This window comes from Pseudomonas sp. Irchel s3a18, assembly GCF_900187535.1.
Classification (GTDB): domain Bacteria; phylum Pseudomonadota; class Gammaproteobacteria; order Pseudomonadales; family Pseudomonadaceae; genus Aquipseudomonas.
Window position 1 is genome coordinate 229,893 of sequence record NZ_FYDV01000004.1, and the last position, 16,227, is coordinate 246,119.

The 16,227-nt window shown below is 61.8% G+C and carries 15 protein-coding genes; 10 read left to right on the forward strand and 5 right to left on the reverse strand.

The annotated features are described in order from the left end of the window. Positions 1–42: 42 nt before the first annotated feature. Positions 43–1,257 (forward strand): phosphoserine phosphatase SerB, encoded by a 1,215-nt coding sequence (gene serB, locus CKW29_RS08210; protein ID WP_095144727.1) that lies wholly within the window; start codon positions 43–45, stop codon positions 1,255–1,257. 57 nt (positions 1,258–1,314) lie between these two features. Here serB and asd read toward each other — a convergent pair whose 3' ends face one another. The 3 genes from asd to CKW29_RS08225 are packed head-to-tail and all read right to left on the reverse strand — an operon-like array spanning position 1,315 to position 4,592. Further along, positions 1,315–2,175 carry an archaetidylserine decarboxylase gene (gene asd / locus CKW29_RS08215; protein WP_095144728.1) on the reverse strand — a complete coding sequence of 287 codons (861 nt, stop codon included), beginning with the start codon at positions 2,173–2,175 and terminating at the stop codon, positions 1,315–1,317. Between the two features lie 9 nt (positions 2,176–2,184). Next, positions 2,185–3,009, reverse strand: coding sequence for a thiosulfate sulfurtransferase (gene rhdA, locus CKW29_RS08220; protein ID WP_095144729.1), 825 nt, complete (start codon positions 3,007–3,009; stop codon positions 2,185–2,187). A gap of 44 nt (positions 3,010–3,053) precedes the next feature. Continuing rightward, positions 3,054–4,592: an HDOD domain-containing protein gene (locus tag CKW29_RS08225; protein WP_095144730.1), complete on the reverse strand. Its 1,539-nt coding sequence runs from the start codon at positions 4,590–4,592 to the stop codon at positions 3,054–3,056. Positions 4,593–4,758: 166 nt separating this feature from the next. Between CKW29_RS08225 and motA the strand changes: the two genes are divergently transcribed. Both motA and motB read left to right on the forward strand, forming a co-directional pair. After that, complete coding sequence (gene motA, locus CKW29_RS08230; RefSeq protein WP_095078132.1) at positions 4,759–5,610, forward strand: flagellar motor stator protein MotA; 852 nt, start codon at positions 4,759–4,761, stop codon at positions 5,608–5,610. Between the two features lie 3 nt (positions 5,611–5,613). Beyond that, positions 5,614–6,636, forward strand: coding sequence for a flagellar motor protein MotB (gene motB / locus CKW29_RS08235; protein ID WP_095144731.1), 1,023 nt, complete (start codon positions 5,614–5,616; stop codon positions 6,634–6,636). 209 nt (positions 6,637–6,845) lie between these two features. On the opposite strand, the gene rsgA is transcribed toward motB, so the two are convergent. Continuing rightward, the gene (rsgA, locus tag CKW29_RS08240; protein ID WP_095144732.1) at positions 6,846–7,877 is read right to left on the reverse strand and encodes a small ribosomal subunit biogenesis GTPase RsgA; all 1,032 of its coding nucleotides are present in this window, start codon (positions 7,875–7,877) and stop codon (positions 6,846–6,848) included. A 107-nt stretch (positions 7,878–7,984) separates the two neighbouring features. Between rsgA and orn the strand changes: the two genes are divergently transcribed. Next, positions 7,985–8,527 (forward strand): oligoribonuclease, encoded by a 543-nt coding sequence (orn, locus tag CKW29_RS08245; protein ID WP_095144733.1) that lies wholly within the window; start codon positions 7,985–7,987, stop codon positions 8,525–8,527. A 253-nt stretch (positions 8,528–8,780) separates the two neighbouring features. After that, on the forward strand, positions 8,781–9,392 hold the full coding sequence (locus CKW29_RS08250; protein WP_095144734.1) for a trimeric intracellular cation channel family protein: 612 nt from the start codon (positions 8,781–8,783) through the stop codon (positions 9,390–9,392). On the opposite strand, the gene queG is transcribed toward CKW29_RS08250, so the two are convergent. Further along, positions 9,389–10,453, reverse strand: a complete 1,065-nt coding sequence (gene queG / locus CKW29_RS08255; RefSeq protein ID WP_095144735.1) for a tRNA epoxyqueuosine(34) reductase QueG — start codon at positions 10,451–10,453, stop codon at positions 9,389–9,391. The two genes, CKW29_RS08250 and queG, sit on opposite strands and share 4 nt — an antisense overlap. Positions 10,454–10,516: 63 nt before the next feature. Between queG and CKW29_RS08260 the strand changes: the two genes are divergently transcribed. Genes CKW29_RS08260 through miaA form a run of 5 tightly spaced genes read left to right on the forward strand, consistent with a single transcriptional unit; the run spans position 10,517 to position 16,153 of the window. Further along, entirely contained in the window at positions 10,517–11,377 is an 861-nt protein-coding gene (locus tag CKW29_RS08260) for an NAD(P)H-hydrate dehydratase (protein WP_095144736.1), read from the forward strand. Beyond that, the gene (gene tsaE / locus CKW29_RS08265; RefSeq protein WP_095078141.1) at positions 11,365–11,835 is read left to right on the forward strand and encodes a tRNA (adenosine(37)-N6)-threonylcarbamoyltransferase complex ATPase subunit type 1 TsaE; all 471 of its coding nucleotides are present in this window, start codon (positions 11,365–11,367) and stop codon (positions 11,833–11,835) included. Before CKW29_RS08260 ends, tsaE begins: the two co-directional genes overlap by 13 nt. A gap of 3 nt (positions 11,836–11,838) precedes the next feature. Next, on the forward strand, positions 11,839–13,272 hold the full coding sequence (locus CKW29_RS08270) for an N-acetylmuramoyl-L-alanine amidase (RefSeq protein ID WP_218192032.1): 1,434 nt from the start codon (positions 11,839–11,841) through the stop codon (positions 13,270–13,272). Further along, positions 13,269–15,182 (forward strand): DNA mismatch repair endonuclease MutL, encoded by a 1,914-nt coding sequence (gene mutL / locus CKW29_RS08275; RefSeq protein ID WP_095144738.1) that lies wholly within the window; start codon positions 13,269–13,271, stop codon positions 15,180–15,182. Before CKW29_RS08270 ends, mutL begins: the two co-directional genes overlap by 4 nt. Continuing rightward, positions 15,182–16,153, forward strand: coding sequence for a tRNA (adenosine(37)-N6)-dimethylallyltransferase MiaA (gene miaA, locus CKW29_RS08280; RefSeq protein ID WP_095144739.1), 972 nt, complete (start codon positions 15,182–15,184; stop codon positions 16,151–16,153). Before mutL ends, miaA begins: the two co-directional genes overlap by 1 nt. Positions 16,154–16,227: the final 74 nt, after the last annotated feature.

Here is a 16,227-nt window from a genome sequence, read left to right on the forward strand (position 1 = left end):
TGTGGGTAGAATGCGGTTTTTTTCCACTTGCGGGGGTGCGCCTTGCGCGAAATCGTCCTGATAAACATCACGGGAGTCGACCGTCCGGGTCTGACTACGGCCATTACCGGTGTACTGGCCCAGGGTGGTGTGAACATTCTCGACATCGGCCAGGCGGTGATCCACGACACCTTGTCGTTTGGCATCCTGGTCGATATTCCTGATACCAAACAGGGTTCTTCGGTGCTCAAGGACATCCTGTTCAAGGCATACGAGCTGGATCAGCAGGTGCGTTTCACGCCGGTTTCCGAAGAGGATTACCAGCAATGGGTCGGCGCGCAGGGCAAAAAGCGCCATATCGTGACCTTGCTGACACGCAAAGTGACCGCCGAGCAATTGCAGCGCGTGAGCTCGATCACTGCCAAGTACGGATTGAACATCGACCATATCGATCGTTTGTCCGGGCGCATGCCTCTGGACACCCCGGCCGACAAGGGCAAGGGCTGCATCGAGTTCTCCGTGCGTGGTGAGGCCGCGGATCCGCAAGCCCTGCGTGCCGAATTCCTCAGCGTGGCTCAGGAGTTGAGCGTCGACATCGCCTTCCAGGAAGATTCGCTGTTTCGCCGCAACCGTCGTCTGGCGGTGTTCGACATGGACTCGACGCTGATCGAAGCCGAAGTCATCGACGAACTGGCCAAGGCGGCCGGTGTGGGTGACCAGGTCTCGGAAATCACCGAGCGGGCCATGGCGGGCGAGCTGGATTTCCGTGCCAGCTTCAAAGAACGCCTGGCGTTGCTGCAAGGCCTGGATGTCAGCGTGCTGGACTCGATCGGTGCCTCCCTGCGCCTGACCGAGGGCGCAGAAACCCTGTTCGCCGAACTCAAGCGCCTGGGTTACAAAACCGCGATTCTGTCGGGCGGTTTCACCTACTTCGCCAAGCAACTGCAAGCCAAACTGGGCATCGACTACGTGTTCGCCAACGAACTGGAAGTGGTCGACGGTAAAGTGACGGGCGTGGCGGTCGAACCGATTGTCGATGCCCAGCGCAAGGCCGATCTGCTGCGTGAACTGGCCCACAAGGAAGGTTTGCGCCTGGAGCAGACCATCGCGGTCGGTGACGGTGCCAACGACTTGCCCATGCTGGCGATTGCGGGCCTGGGCGTCGCCTTCCGCGCCAAGCCGCTGGTCAAGCAGTCGGCCAAGCAGGCCATTTCGACCCTGGGGCTGGATGGGGTGCTGTATCTGCTGGGCTTGCGCGATCGCGACGGTCAACTCTGAGGCGAATCGAATGCAAAAAAAACGCCGCTATCAGCGGCGCTTTTTTATGCACAGAGATCAGGCTTTCGGTGAGCCGAGACCCTGGCCCATTGTCACCGGCGAGCCGGCCGCCAGGTCTTCAGCCCACTGGATCTGGTCTGGACCAAACAAGACGACAGCTGTCGAACCCAGCTTGAAGCGACCCAGTTCGGCCCCTTTTTCCAGGTGGATCGGCGCACGGGCGGCTTCGTCGTAGCGGAAAGTTTTCAGCTCGCGCTTGGGTGGCGTCACCAGGCCGGCCCAGACGGTCTCGATGGAGGCGACGATCATCGCACCCACCAATACCACGGCCATTGGGCCGCGTTCGGTGTCGAAAATGCAGGCAACACGCTCATTGCGGGCGAACAGCTCTGGAACGTTTTCAGCGGTGGTCTGGTTGACCGAGAAGATCCGGCCCGGGATGTAGACCATTTCCCGCAGGGTGCCGGCCAGCGGCATGTGCACGCGGTGGTAGTCCTTGGGCGACAGGTAGATGGTCGCGAAATCGCCACCCATGAAGGGCGCGGCATTGGCGGCATCACCGCCGAGCAGTTCCAGTACGCTGAAGCTGTGGCCCTTGGCCTGGAACACCCGACCGTGCTCGATCGGGCCAAGCTGGCTGACCGCGCCGTCTGCCGGGCTGAGGATCGCGCCCGGGGTCTGGTCCAGGGGACGCGCGCCGTCTTTCAAGGCGCGGGTGAAGAACGCGTTGAAGTGTTCGTAGGCGGTCAGGTCTTCGACCAGTGCCTGCGACATGTCCACCTGGTAGCGCTTGGCGAACCACGCGGTGAAGGCATTCTTGAACCAGCGCACGCGGCACTCGGCAATGCAGCCGGCCAGGCGCGACAGCAGGTGATGGGGCAGCAGGTACTGACTGAGGATAAACAAACGCTTTTTCATTGACTGTCCTTAAGAACCTTGAATCTCAACAGGCGTGTCGGGGTGGTTGCCCCATTCACCCCATGAACCGGCGTAGCCCTTGACCCGCGGATAACCGAGCGCCTTGGCCACCAGATAGGTAAAGCCAGAGCGGTGGTGGGTCTGGCAGTGGGTGATCACTTCTTTGTCTTTGCTGATCCCGAGCTGTTCGAGGATTTGCGGCATGTCGGTACGAATGCGCAGGTTGCGCGCCTGATCCATGCCGGCAGTCCATTCGAAGTTGATCGCGCCGGGAATGTGCCCGCCCTTGGCCGCCAGCACTTTCTCGCCAGAGTACTCCAGGGGGCCACGGGCATCCCAGATGGCCAAGTCGGCGGCGCCGAGACGGCTTTGCAGGTACTCACGGGTCGCCGTGGGCTCGTCATGCAAGGTCAGTGGAACCGGGCCACCCACAGGTGGCGGGATCTGGATCGACATGGGCAGACCTTCCGCCAGCCAGGCCGTCAGGCCGCCGTCGACATAGTGGTACTTGCCGTGGCCGATGACATCCAGCAGCCAGATGAAGCGTCCGGCCCAACCGCCGCCTTCATCGTCATACACCACGTAGACCGCATCGGGGTTGTGTCCCAGCTCACCAAACAGCGTTTCGAGTGCTGCCTGCGGGGGCATCAGCCCCGGGGCGGGGGCCTGGCCGAGTTGCGTGCGTTTCGGATCGACAAAGCGCGCGCCGGGAATGTGCCCTTCGGCGTAGCGGGCGGGACTGGTCAAGTCCACCAGAATCAGTTCGCGGGCGTCGAGGCGAGGGAGCAAGTCGCTCGGCTCGATCACCAGCGGCAAGCCAGAGAAGTCAGACATGTGAGGTCTCCAGAGCACAAAAGGGGAGGATTGTAGCGCAACGGCTATTGGCCGCGGTTGCTAAAGCTGTGCAGGGCCTTTTCGATGCACTGCACGGTTTTGCCGAACGCTTGCAGGCTGATGTCCGAAAAGGGCCCTCCGCCCTGATCCGCGACCACCAGCATGATGACCCGGCCATGGTTGGCCAGCGAGCGCAGCAGCAGGTGTTCGCCGCCGAACAACGTGCGCAGGCTGCCCGGCAGCAGGGCCGAGAACTGGGCATGGTTGGCGGGTGTCAGGCGCAATTGTGCCGGCTGGGCCAGCAGTTTTTGCAGGACACTGCTCTGGCTGACTTGCAGGGTCAGGGTCGCGGTTTCCTTGGGCAGGCCAACCATCTGGTGGACGCGCAGACTGGTCTGGCTGCGATCCACCATCAATAGCACGACCCGACGCATGCCACAGGCCGCCAGTGCATCGCGGGCGCAGGTGGTCAGGTGCAAGGCGTTGGTGAAACGGCTGGGTTCATGGAGCAGTTCGGCACATTGCCGGCGCCATTTCACCAGGTCTTCGGCAGACGGCGCGTCAGCTGCACGCAGCCCGCGGTGCAGGCGGCGATCGCCCCAGGGCCAGAGCAGGGCCTCGGCGGGGTGCCAGAGATCTGGCATGGCATGGTGACGGGCACTTTGCGCGGCCTGTTGGTGCAGTTGCTGTTGCAACTCATCCATCGGCATCTGCAGGTAGAGGCTGGTCAGGAACTGCCAGCGCAAGCTGTGGGGACCGTCCCAGGTATGTTGGGCCGACAGCGCCAGGCCGTTGGCCAGTAGCACTGTATTGGCAGGTTGGTTGAGCCAGCGGCGCAGGGTCGGATCGTCGTCCAGGCGATTCTGCTGGCGCAACGGATGGTCCGCGTCACGGGCGATGTGCAGCACCTTCGCCAGTTCCCGTTGTTCGCTCAGCAACAGGCGATAGCCTTGCGCAACCCAGACAGGCAGGCGCCAGACATCTACCAGTGCCTGGCAGAGTTCGAGCAGGCGTACCCCGAACAGTTCTTTCTCGACCTTATGGGCTGGCTCCCCCTTGTGGATAACCCTCAGCTCCCAGTCTTCCAGCAGTTGTGGATAACTGAGCGCCAAAGGCCACAAAGGGGACAGGAACAATAAACTGCCCCAGTGAATGTCCTGCCACAGCCGTGCCAGGCGACTGGCAAAAAAACCGTTGGCCTGCTGGGTGGCGTGCTGGCTGATCAGTTGCAGCTGCCGCAGGGCTGGCGGGATTTGGTTGCCGGGCACTGCAGGCAGGCGGGCGAGCAGTTCTTCCGTGCGTTTGAGGCCCAGGCGAGTGATCGCCACCTCAAGGTTTTCGCAGGGCTCGGTCAGGCTGCCGTGGGTGTGGCGGTTGGCCTCGCGAATGACGCTCAAAGCCAGGGCCGGGCTGTCTTGCATCAGCTCGGCGATGTCGCGCAACGAGCTGCGGTTGTTGCCGATGGCGGTGCAAACGCGATCGTGACTGGCTTGCGGCACGGGCAAGGTCACGCTATCGAGCAGCTTGACCCAGCCTTGGAGTGTGGTCGGTTTCGCAGTTGGAACGTTCGTTTCGTTAGCCATGGTTGGGCGCGATCATCATTGACTTCAAACACGCCCGGAATGGGCCAAATTGGCTTTTCGCCATAACGGGCTACAGTCTGGCGCAGTTTTGCCGATAAGTAGAAGAAGAGATTTTTTACCTTCCGAATATGACCTTGAACCCGACTTAAGTAAGTACCTTCTATCTATGGCTAAAATTATCGGCATCATCGTCGTATTCGCGAGCGTGCTCGGCGGATACGTGCTTTCCCACGGCAAGATTGCCGCCCTGATCCAGCCCTTCGAGGTGATGATCATCGGTGGTGCGGCCTTGGGGGCATTCCTGCAGGCCAACCCCGGCTACATGACCATGCACGTGTTCAAGAAGTCCTTGAGCATGTTCAGCACGCGCTTTACGCACGCCTTCTACCTGGAGGTGCTGGGCCTGATTTACGAGATCCTCAACAAGAGCCGCCGTGAAGGCATGATGGCGATTGAGGGCGATATCGAAGATGCCGCGGCCAGTCCGATTTTTGCCAAGTACCCGACGGTGCTCAAAGATGAGCGCATGACCGCGTTCATCTGCGATTACTTGCGCATCATGTCCTCCGGCAACATGGCTCCCCATGAGCTTGAAGGCCTGTTCGACATGGAGTTGTACAACCTCAAGGAAAGCCTGGAACATCCTTCCCATGCGGTCAACGGTATCGCTGACGCCATGCCCGGCTTCGGTATTGTCGCGGCGGTCCTGGGGATTGTGGTGACCATGGCTTCCCTGGGCGAGGGCGACCAGAAGTCCATCGGTCTGCACGTGGGTGCGGCGCTGGTGGGGACCTTCTTCGGTATTCTCGCGGCCTACGGTTTCTTCGGCCCGCTGGCCCATTCCCTGGCCCATGATGCCAAGGAAGAACTGAACGTCTACGAAGCCATCAAGGCCTCGCTGGTGGCTTCGGCTTCCGGCATGCCGCCATCGCTGGCGGTGGAGTTTGGGCGCAAGGTGCTGTACCCGTCGCACCGTCCGAGCTTCGCCGAGCTGGAACAAGCGGTTCGCGGTCGCTAAGTTATGGAAAATAATCAGCCGATAATCATCAAGCGCGTCAAGCGCATTGCTGGCGGGCATCACGGGGGCGCCTGGAAAATCGCCTTCGCTGACTTCGCGACGGCGATGATGGCGTTCTTCCTGGTGCTGTGGCTGTTATCCACGGCCACGCCCGAGCAGAAGATCGCCATTGCCGGTTACTTCAAGGACCCGATCGGCTTCTCGGAAAGCGGCACGCCTTACATTATCGATCTGGGGGGCTCGCCGGAGCTGGCACCGGACAAGACCCTCAGCCCGGAGGTCAAGTCCCAGCCGCAGCCGGACAAGGTGACCATCGATACCGAGCAGGTTGAAGGCATGGCCGAGCAGGTCGAGCACGAGCGGCTCGAGTTGTTGCTGCAAGAGTTGCAGAACAAGGTCGAAGAGAACCCGCAACTGCAGAAGTTCAAGGACCAGATCCTGTTTGAAATCACCCCGGACGGTTTGCGGATCCAGATCATCGATTCGGAAAACCGGCCGATGTTCGACTCCGGCAGTGCGCGCCTGAAGCCGTACTTCGAAGACATTCTGCTGGCCATGGCTGACACCATCAAAGCGGTGCCGAACAAGATCAGCATCAGTGGCCATACCGATGCCAAGCCATATGCGGGCGCCGGTGATTTCGGCAACTGGGAGCTGTCGGCCAACCGTGCCAACGCTGCACGCCGTGCCTTGGTGGCCGGTAGCTATCCCGAGCAGCAAGTGGCGCGAGTGGTGGGGTATGCCTCCTCGGCTCTGTTTGACCGCAAGAACCCGTTCAACCCGGTCAACCGGCGTATCGACATCGTGGTGCTGACCAAGAAGGCCCAGCGCGCCATCGAAGGTGAGCAAGGCGCCGAGCCGGCGCCGACTTCTGGACAGGGCGCACCAGGGGAAGTACCTGCCACGCCGGTCGACCCAAACGCGTTGCCGGCGGACAAGCAACCGCTGCCGGCCCATGAGTTGCGGGAGCGTTTGAACCTGTTTGACGACCCGCTGCCGAAGCCAACTGAAGCCCCCAAGCAGTGATCAATGAAAAAGCCGACAGCGATGTCGGCTTTTTCATGGGCGGCGTTTGCCTTAAAAACCGCGCCGGATCCGGACCTGCGTTCGGTAAGACAGCAGTTCGCGTTGGTTTTCTTGTAAGGGGGGTGTTGAGTTAATACGCCTGGCTCTGGGTGCAAGGCGGGCAGAGCAGTCCGCGCCCTTGCCGGGTGGCAGGGGCGTGGACGGTCTGTTTAATAGCTGGTTTCGGGCAGGCTGGCGATGATCGAGCGGTAGCTGTTCATGCGCTGCTGCTGCACGCGGCCGTCTTCCAGTGCCTTGAGCAGGGCGCAACCCGGTTCACGGTCGTGCTTGCAGTCGCGGAAGCGGCAGGTGCCGATCAAGTCGTTGAACTCGATGAAACCGGCTTCGACGTCGGCACGGCTGACGTGGCCCAAGCCAAACTCACGGATGCCCGGGGAGTCGATCAGCTCACCGCCACCGGGGAAGTGGAACAACCGTGCGGTGGTGGTGGTGTGAGTGCCCTGGCCGGACAGTTCGGACAGCGGGCCGACACGGGTATCGACTTCCGGCAGCAGGCTGTTGACCAGCGACGACTTGCCGACACCAGACTGGCCGACGAAAACGCTGATGCGCCCGTCCAGCTGCTTCTGCAGGGTTTCCATACCATTGCCATGGTGCGCCGAGACTTCCAGCACGGGGTAGCCCAGTGTGCGATAGACCGCCAGCAGCGCATTGAGCGCCGGGGCGTTCTGCTCGTCGATCAGGTCGAACTTGTTGAGCAACAGCAATGGGCGAATGCCGGCGTGTTCGGCGGCCACCAGGTAGCGGTCAATCAGGTTTGCGTGCGGCTCGGGCAGTGGCGCGAAGACGATCACGATCATGTCGACGTTGGCCGCTACCGGCTTCAGTTGGCCACGGCTGTCCGGGCGACACAGTTCGGTGTTGCGCGGCAGTTGCGCGACGATCACCCCAATGCCCTGGTTGCCGGCACGCCAGACCACCTGGTCGCCGGTCACCAGCGCAGGCAGGTTGGCGCGCAAGTGGCAGCGGAACACCTGGCCGGCCAGTTCGCCCTCGCAGGCCTCGACCTCGACCTGTACGCCGAAGTGGGCGATTACCAGGCCCGTCTGCTCAGGGCCCAGGTCACCACCTTCCAGCGCTTGTACGGCGGAGGATTCGCGTTTGGCGGCGCGGGCAGCGCGCTCGCCTTGAATCTTTTCGATGCGCCAGTTTTGACGACGATTGAGTTGGCGTTTGGCCATGGGTGTTCCGTGTTGATAATGCAGCGATTAGGTAAAACGGCCGCGAGTTTAGCACGCCCGCGTACGTGCCTAGGCTAAACTGCGCAACACTGCTTAGGAGCCGACACATGCAAAACCCACAGAATCTGATCTGGATCGACCTGGAAATGACCGGTCTGAACCCGGACACCGACGTCATCATTGAAATGGCCACCATTGTCACTGACAGCAATCTCAATACCCTGGCCGAAGGCCCGGTGATTGCCATTCACCACAGCGACGAGATCCTGGCCGGCATGGACGAGTGGAACACCCGTCAACACGGCGGTTCCGGCCTGACCCAGCGGGTGCGCGACAGCCGTATCAGTATGGCCGAAGCCGAAGCCCAGACCCTGGCGTTCCTGGAGCTATGGGTACCCAAGGGCAAGTCGCCGATCTGCGGCAACAGCATTTGCCAGGACCGTCGCTTCCTCTATACCCACATGAAGTCCCTGGAAAGCTACTTCCACTACCGCAACCTGGACGTCTCGACCCTCAAGGAGCTGGCCGCACGCTGGGCGCCAGAGGTACGTGACAGCTTCAAGAAGGGTAGCACCCACCTGGCGCTGGACGACATCCGCGAGTCGATCGCCGAGTTGCAGCATTACCGCCAGCACTTCATCAAGGCTTGATGCGGCGTAAAGGGGTATCTGTGGGCGGAGGAGCTTTTTGTGGCGAGGGAGCTTGCTCCCGCCGGCCGGTCCGCGTTCGGGCGTAGCAGCCGTAAACCCGGCTGCTATGGTCTATCAGGCAATCGGGGTTGGGTGCGCTTCGCACTCCAGCGCGAGCTTGCGCCATCGCCACAGTTTTGCATTCGCCCTTCGCCCTCTTTTGGTACCTCGACGATCTGAGTAGACTGCGCGCCTTCTTGCAAGGACCGCCGCCATGTTGCTGATGCTCTACCTGATTGCCATTACTGCTGAAGCCATGACCGGCGCGTTGTCTGCCGGTCGTCGTGGCATGGACTGGTTTGGTGTGGTGTTGATCGCCTGTGTCACGGCGCTGGGTGGCGGGTCGGTGCGTGATGTGCTGCTCGGGCATTACCCGCTGACATGGGTCAAGCACCCGGAATATCTGGTGCTGACGTCAGTCGCGGCGATGTTCACAGTGTTCGCGGCACGCTGGATGCGTCATCTGCGTTCAATGTTCCTGGTGCTCGATGCGGTGGGGCTGGTGGCCTTTACCCTGATCGGTTGCATGACAGCGCTGGAAATGGGCCACGGTATGTTGGTGGCGTCCGTCAGCGGCGTTATCACCGGGGTGTTCGGCGGCATCCTGCGCGATATCTTCTGCAACGACATTCCGCTGATCTTCCGCCGCGAGCTCTACGCCAGCGTCTCGTTCGCGGCCGCCTGGTGCTACATGTTTTGCCTGTACCTGCAATTACCTGGGGAGCAGGCGATCCTGATCACCTTGTTCGGCGGTGTCCTGCTGCGACTGTTGGCGATCCGCTTTCATTGGGAAATGCCCAAGTTCGTCTATAACGACGAGCATTAACGACTGGCATGTTGCCTGAGTGCCCAGGCCACGTGTTCGCGAACCAGCTCTGACGGATGCTCGGCCCGCGCTTTCAAGGCTTCCAGCACCACAATGCTCGATGGCGCGTTGCCCAGGCCCACCGCCAGGTTGCGCAGCCAGCGTTCATAACCGGCGCGACGCAGGGGGGAGCCTTCGGTGCTGCTCAGGAACTTGTCTTCGTCCCACATGAACAGTTCGGCCAGTTCGGCATTGTCCAGGTTGTGGCGGGGTTTGAAGTCGCTCTCGCCGGAGGGGCGAGCGAAGCGGTTCCACGGGCAGACGATCTGGCAATCATCACAGCCGAACACCCGATTGCCGATCAACGGTCGCAGGTCCTCGGGGATGGAACCTTTGAATTCGATGGTCAGGTAGGAAATGCAGCGCCGGGCATCCAGTACATAGGGGCCGACGAACGCGTTGGTAGGGCAGATGTCCAGGCACGCCGTGCAGCGCCCGCAATGTTCGGTGCTGTGGGGCGGGTCCACGGGCAAGGGCAGGTCGACGAACAGTTCGCTCAGAAAAAAGTAACTGCCGGCCTTGCGGTTCAGCACCAGGGTATTTTTGCCGATCCAGCCAAGGCCTGCCTGCTCGGCGATGGCTTTTTCCAGGACCGGGGCGCTGTCGACGAACGCACGGTAGCCGAACGGACCGATGACTTGCTGAATCTTCTCCGCCAGTTGCTGCACGCGCTTGCGGATCAGCTTGTGGTAGTCGCGGCCCAGGGCGTAGCGCGAGATGTAGGCTTTTTCCGGTTGGGCCAGCATCTGGGCCATCCGGGTGTCACCCGGCAGGTAGTCCATGCGCAGCGACACCACGCGCAAGGTGCCGGGCACCAGTTCGTCGGGGTGTGAGCGCTTGCTGCCGTGGGCGCCCATGTAGTCCATTTCACCGTGGTAGCCCGCTTCGAGCCAGCGCGCCAGGTGCTGCTCATGCTCAGCCAGGTCCAGGCCGCTAATGCCGACTTGTTGAAAGCCCAGCTCGCGGCCCCAGTCCTTGATCGATTGGGCGAGAGCGGGCAGGTCTGTGGTAATTGCAGGCATGAGACAAGAGAAACCGGAGCTGAGGTGCGTATAATTCTGCCAGACATCGGAGCCCGAAGACGCATGCCGCAGACAAAACACGATTTACCCGACGTTCAGTCACTGGATCCAGCCTGTTTAACGACGCTCTTGGCACGTTCGCCGAGCGCCCATAAAGGCCGGTTCGGTCACGTGCTATTGATTGGCGGTGACCGGGGGTTGGGCGGTGCGATCCTGCTCAGCGCCCAAAGCGCCTTGCGCAGCGGTGCCGGGCTGGTCTCGGTCGCCACCCGCAGCGAACATGTGCCGGCGGCGTTGGCTCGCTTGCCCGAGGTCATGGCCGTGGGGGCTTCATCGGCCAACCAGTTGATGGGGCTGTTGGGCCAGGCTTCGGTGCTGGTGGTTGGTCCGGGGCTGGGGCAGAACGCCTGGGGTCGCAGTTTGCTGTCGGCGGCGGCCAATTCGCCGTTGCCCCAAGTCTGGGATGCCGACGCACTGAACCTGTTGGCGCTGGGGGGCGTGAGCCTGCCCAAGGATTGCGTGATCACTCCGCATCCAGGGGAAGCTGCGCGTCTTTTGGGGATTTCGACAGCTGAGGTTCAGGCGGATCGCCTTACCGTGGCGCGCGCGCTGAGCACGCAATTCAAGGCAGTCGTGGTTTTGAAAGGCGTGGGCAGTCTGATCGCCAGTCCCGATGGTCGAGTGTTTCGCTGTGATCGCGGGCATCCGGCCATGGCCAGTGCCGGCTTGGGTGATGTATTGGCTGGCGTGGTGGGTGCATTGCTGGCCCAGGGAATGGACGCCTTCGAAGCGGCCGCGCTGGCCGTCTGGCTGCATGCCGTCGCGGGTGAGGAACAAGGCAAAATGGGCCGGGGGCTGGCGGCCAGTGATTTAATTCCCACCATTCGTCAGTTGCTGGAGGAGCAAGCACCGTGTCTGAAGTAACCCTGTACCTGGCCAATGAAGACGCGATGGTCGCGCTGGGCACCCGTCTCGCTGAAGTGACCCGAGGGCACGGCATCCTTTTTCTGGAGGGGGACCTGGGGGCAGGTAAAACCACCTTGTCGCGGGGCATTATCCGGGGGTTGGGGCATGCTGGCTCGGTGAAAAGCCCGACGTTCACCCTGGTTGAGCCTTATGAGATTGGCGATGTTCGCGCCTTCCACTTCGACCTGTATCGATTGGTCGACCCTGAAGAGCTGGAGTACCTGGGCATCCGCGACTACCTCGAAGACGATGCGCTGTGCCTGATCGAATGGCCCTGCAAGGGTGCAGGCTTTTTGCCAAAGCCTGACCTGACCATTACCATTAGCCCGCATGGCAGCGGACGTTCGCTGAGATTATTGCCCCAAGGCGCGCGTGGCGAGTCGTGGTGTGCCGCTTTGGCATTGGAATTCAAATAGATGATGGGGTTAGGTATGCGCTTTCGCGCGTTGGTTGCTGTCGTAGGAATGCTGCTTACGGCACTGGCCGTCGACGCCGTGGCTGCGACAAAGGTGAACAGCGTTCGCCTGTGGCGGGCGCCGGACAACACGCGACTGGTGTTCGACCTGTCTGGCACGGTTCAGCACAGCGTCTTTACCCTGACGGCCCCTGATCGCCTGGTGATCGACATCAATGGCGCAACGCTGGGTGCGCCGCTGAACGTCGCCACCGCCAATACGCCGATCACCGCCATGCGTTCGGCGCAGCGCACGCCGACCGACCTGCGGGTGGTCATCGACCTGAAAAAGGCCGTGACCCCGAAGAGCTTCGTGCTCCCGCCGAACGCGCAGTACGGCAACCGACTGGTGGTCGATCTCTTCGATAACCCGTCCGATGCCGCGCCTGCGCCAGTGTCGACGCCTGCCCCGCGCGTTGCCACTGCCCCTGCGGTGCCGGTGACTCCGACTGAGCCGGCGATCAAGCTGCCGCCGGCCCCGGCGGGCAAACGCGACATTATCGTGGTCATCGATGCCGGTCACGGCGGCGAAGACCCGGGGGCCTCCGGGTCCCGTGGCCAGCGCGAGAAAGACGTGGTGCTGGCGATCGCGCGCGAGTTGCAGCGCCAGGTCAACGGCATGAAAGGCTTCCGTGCCGAACTGACCCGGACCGGTGACTACTTCATCCCGCTGCGCGGCCGGACTGAGATCGCCCGCAAGAAGGGCGCCGACTTGTTTGTCTCCATTCACGCCGATGCCGCGCCTTCGAAGGCGGCCTTTGGTGCCTCGGTGTTTGCACTGTCCGATCGTGGCGCTACCTCCGAGACCGCGCGGTGGCTGGCCGACAGCGAAAACCGTTCCGATCTGATCGGTGGTGCCGGCAACGTCAGCCTCGATGACAAGGACCGCATGCTCGCCGGTGTATTGCTCGATCTGTCGATGACCGCTTCGCTGACCTCCAGCCTGAACGTCGGGCAAAAGGTCCTGAGCAATATTGGCCGGGTCACGCCGTTGCACAAGCAGCGCGTCGAGCAAGCCGGGTTCATGGTGCTGAAATCGCCGGACATTCCATCGATCCTGGTGGAAACCGGGTTCATCTCCAACGCCAACGAGGCCTCGAAACTGGCTGCGGCGAGCCACCAGCAAGCGCTGGCGCGCTCCATCAGCAGCGGCGTGCGGCAGTTCTTCCAGCAAAACCCGCCACCGGGCACCTACATTGCCTGGCTGCGTGATTCCGGCAAGATCGCCCAAGGGCCTCGCGATCATACCGTGCGCCCGGGTGAAACCCTGGCCATGATTTCGGTGCGCTACCAGGTATCGGCAGCGTCGCTGCGCAGTGCCAACGGGCTGAAGACCGATGAGCTGAAAATCGGCCAGCACCTGAATATTCCGGGTACCGACCTGGCGGCCAAGGAATGAACGACATCGTGAACAACTCGGCGCGTATCGAGCTGCTCAGCCCGCGCCTGGCGAACCAGATTGCCGCCGGTGAAGTGGTTGAGCGCCCGGCGTCGGTGATCAAGGAGTTGCTGGAAAACAGCCTCGACTCCGGCGCCCGGCGCATCGACGTCGATGTCGAGCAGGGCGGCGTCAAGTTGCTCCGGGTTCGCGACGATGGCAGTGGCATCCCGGCCGATGACTTGCCCCTGGCCCTGGCCCGTCACGCCACCAGCAAGATCCGCAACCTGGAAGACCTCGAGCAGGTCATGAGCCTGGGGTTTCGTGGTGAGGCCCTGGCTTCCATCAGTTCCGTGGCGCGCCTGACCCTGACTTCCCGCACCCGTGACGCCGATCAGGCCTGGCAGGTTGAAACCGAAGGCCGCGACATGGCGCCCCGGGTACAGCCGGCGGCGCACCCGGTGGGTACGTCGGTGGAAGTGCGCGACCTGTTTTTCAATACCCCGGCGCGCCGCAAGTTTCTCAAGACCGAAAAAACCGAATTCGATCACCTGCAAGAAGTGATCAAGCGCCTGGCGTTGGCGCGTTTTGATGTGGCCTTTCACCTGCGCCACAACGGCAAGACCATTCTCAGCCTGCACGAAGCCCATGATGACGCAGCGCGTGCACGACGTGTGGCAGCGATCTGCGGCTCAGGTTTCCTTGAGCAGGCGTTGCCAATCGAAATCGAGCGTAATGGCCTGCATCTGTGGGGCTGGGTCGGGCTGCCGACGTTCAACCGCAGCCAGGCAGATCTCCAGTACTTCTTCGTTAACGGTCGTGCCGTGCGCGACAAACTGGTGGCCCACGCGGTGCGCCAGGCTTATCGCGACGTGCTGTTCAACGGGCGTCACCCGACTTTTGCGCTGTTTTTTGAAGTTGACCCGGCTGCGGTCGACGTGAACGTGCACCCGACCAAGCACGAAGTGCGCTTTCGCGACGGGCGTATGGTTCACGATTTCCTCTACGGGACCTTGCACCGCGCCTTGGGTGATGTGCGCCCGGAAGACCAGTTGGCCGCGCCGGCGGCAGTGACCACCATGGTCCGCCCGACCGGTATCGAGGCGGGGGAGTTCGGCCCGCAAGGCGAAATGCGCCTGGCCGCCAATGCGCTGCTAGAGCAGCCGCAGGGCGCGCCGACGTTCAATGCGCCAGGATCGGGCGCGGGTGCCGGTTATCAGTACCAGTACTCGCCACGTGCGCAATCACCGGGTGTGCCGGTGGCTGAAGCCCAGGCCGCCTATCGCGAATTCTTTGCACCCTTGCCCGAAGCCAATGCGACGGCGCTGCCGGACGGTCAGGGTGATGTCCCACCGTTGGGCTATGCCCTGGCGCAGCTCAAGGGTATCTACATTCTGTCGGAGAACGCCCAAGGGCTGGTGCTGGTGGACATGCATGCCGCCCATGAGCGCATCATGTACGAACGCCTGAAGGTGGCGATGGCCAGCGAAGGTCTGAGCGGTCAGCCGTTGCTGGTGCCGGAATCGCTTGCCGTCAGTCAGCGTGAGGCCGACTGCGCCGAAGAGCATGGCAGCTGGTTCCAGCGCCTGGGCTTCGAGTTGCAGCGCCTGGGCCCGGAAACCCTGGCGATTCGCCAGATTCCGGCCTTGCTCAAGCAGGCCGAGGCCAATCGCCTGGTTCAGGATGTACTGGCGGACCTGATGGAATATGGCACCAGCGATCGGATTCAGGCTCATCTGAACGAATTGTTGGGCACCATGGCCTGCCATGGCGCCATTCGCGCCAATCGGCGCCTGGCTTTGCCGGAAATGAACGGCCTGCTGCGGGACATGGAAAACACCGAGCGCAGCGGTCAATGCAACCATGGCCGACCGACCTGGACCCAATTGGGCCTGGACGATCTGGACAAACTGTTCTTGCGCGGTCGTTGATGAACCAGCTTCCTCCAGCGATTTTCCTGATGGGCCCGACCGCTGCGGGCAAGACCGATCTGGCCATCGAGCTGACCAAGGTCCTGCCGTGCGAGCTGATCAGTGTCGATTCGGCGCTGGTGTATCGCGGCATGGACATCGGCACTGCCAAGCCTTCGAAAGAACTGTTGGCCGAATTTCCCCATCGCCTGATCGATATTTTGGATCCGGTGGAGGCCTATTCGGCGGCTGATTTTCGTCGAGATGCCCTGGAGGCCATGGCGGAAATCACCGCGCGCGGCAAGATCCCGCTGCTGGTCGGCGGCACCATGCTCTATTACAAGGCGCTGGTCGAAGGGTTGGCGGATATGCCGGCGGCTGATCCGCAGGTCCGCGCAGAGATCGAAGAAGAAGCGACACGCCTTGGCTGGCAAGCCCTGCATGATCAATTGGCGGTGATCGACCCGGTGTCGGCGGCGCGCATTCACCCCAATGATCCCCAGCGGCTCAGTCGGGCGCTGGAAGTTTATCGGGTCAGCGGCCAGAGCATGACCGAGCTTCGTGCGCGACAATCTGCGCAAAGTACTGAAGCAGGCGCTTCGGGTCGCCCACAATTGCCCTATACTGTTGCAAACTTGGCGATTGCCCCGGCAAATCGTCAGGTACTGCACGAGCGTATTAAACAAAGATTCACACAAATGTTGGAACAGGGATTCATTGACGAGGTCGTAGCCCTGCGTAAAAGAAGTGACCTGCACTCGGGGTTGCCGTCTATACGCGCTGTGGGCTACCGACAAGTCTGGGATTACCTGGATGGCAAGCTGACGTCAGCCGAGATGCAGGAGCGTGGGATCATTGCCACGCGCCAATTGGCGAAGCGCCAGTTCACCTGGTTGCGCAGTTGGGCTGACCTGCACTGGCTGGATAGCCTGGATTGCGACAATCTGCCACGCGCCTTGAAATACCTGGGAACGGCCTCCATATTGAGCTGAGTCCTTGCAATTGCCGTCTATCCTTGGGGGTGTGACGGCTCAAGCCATCTGTTTACCTATTTTTTATTATTGAA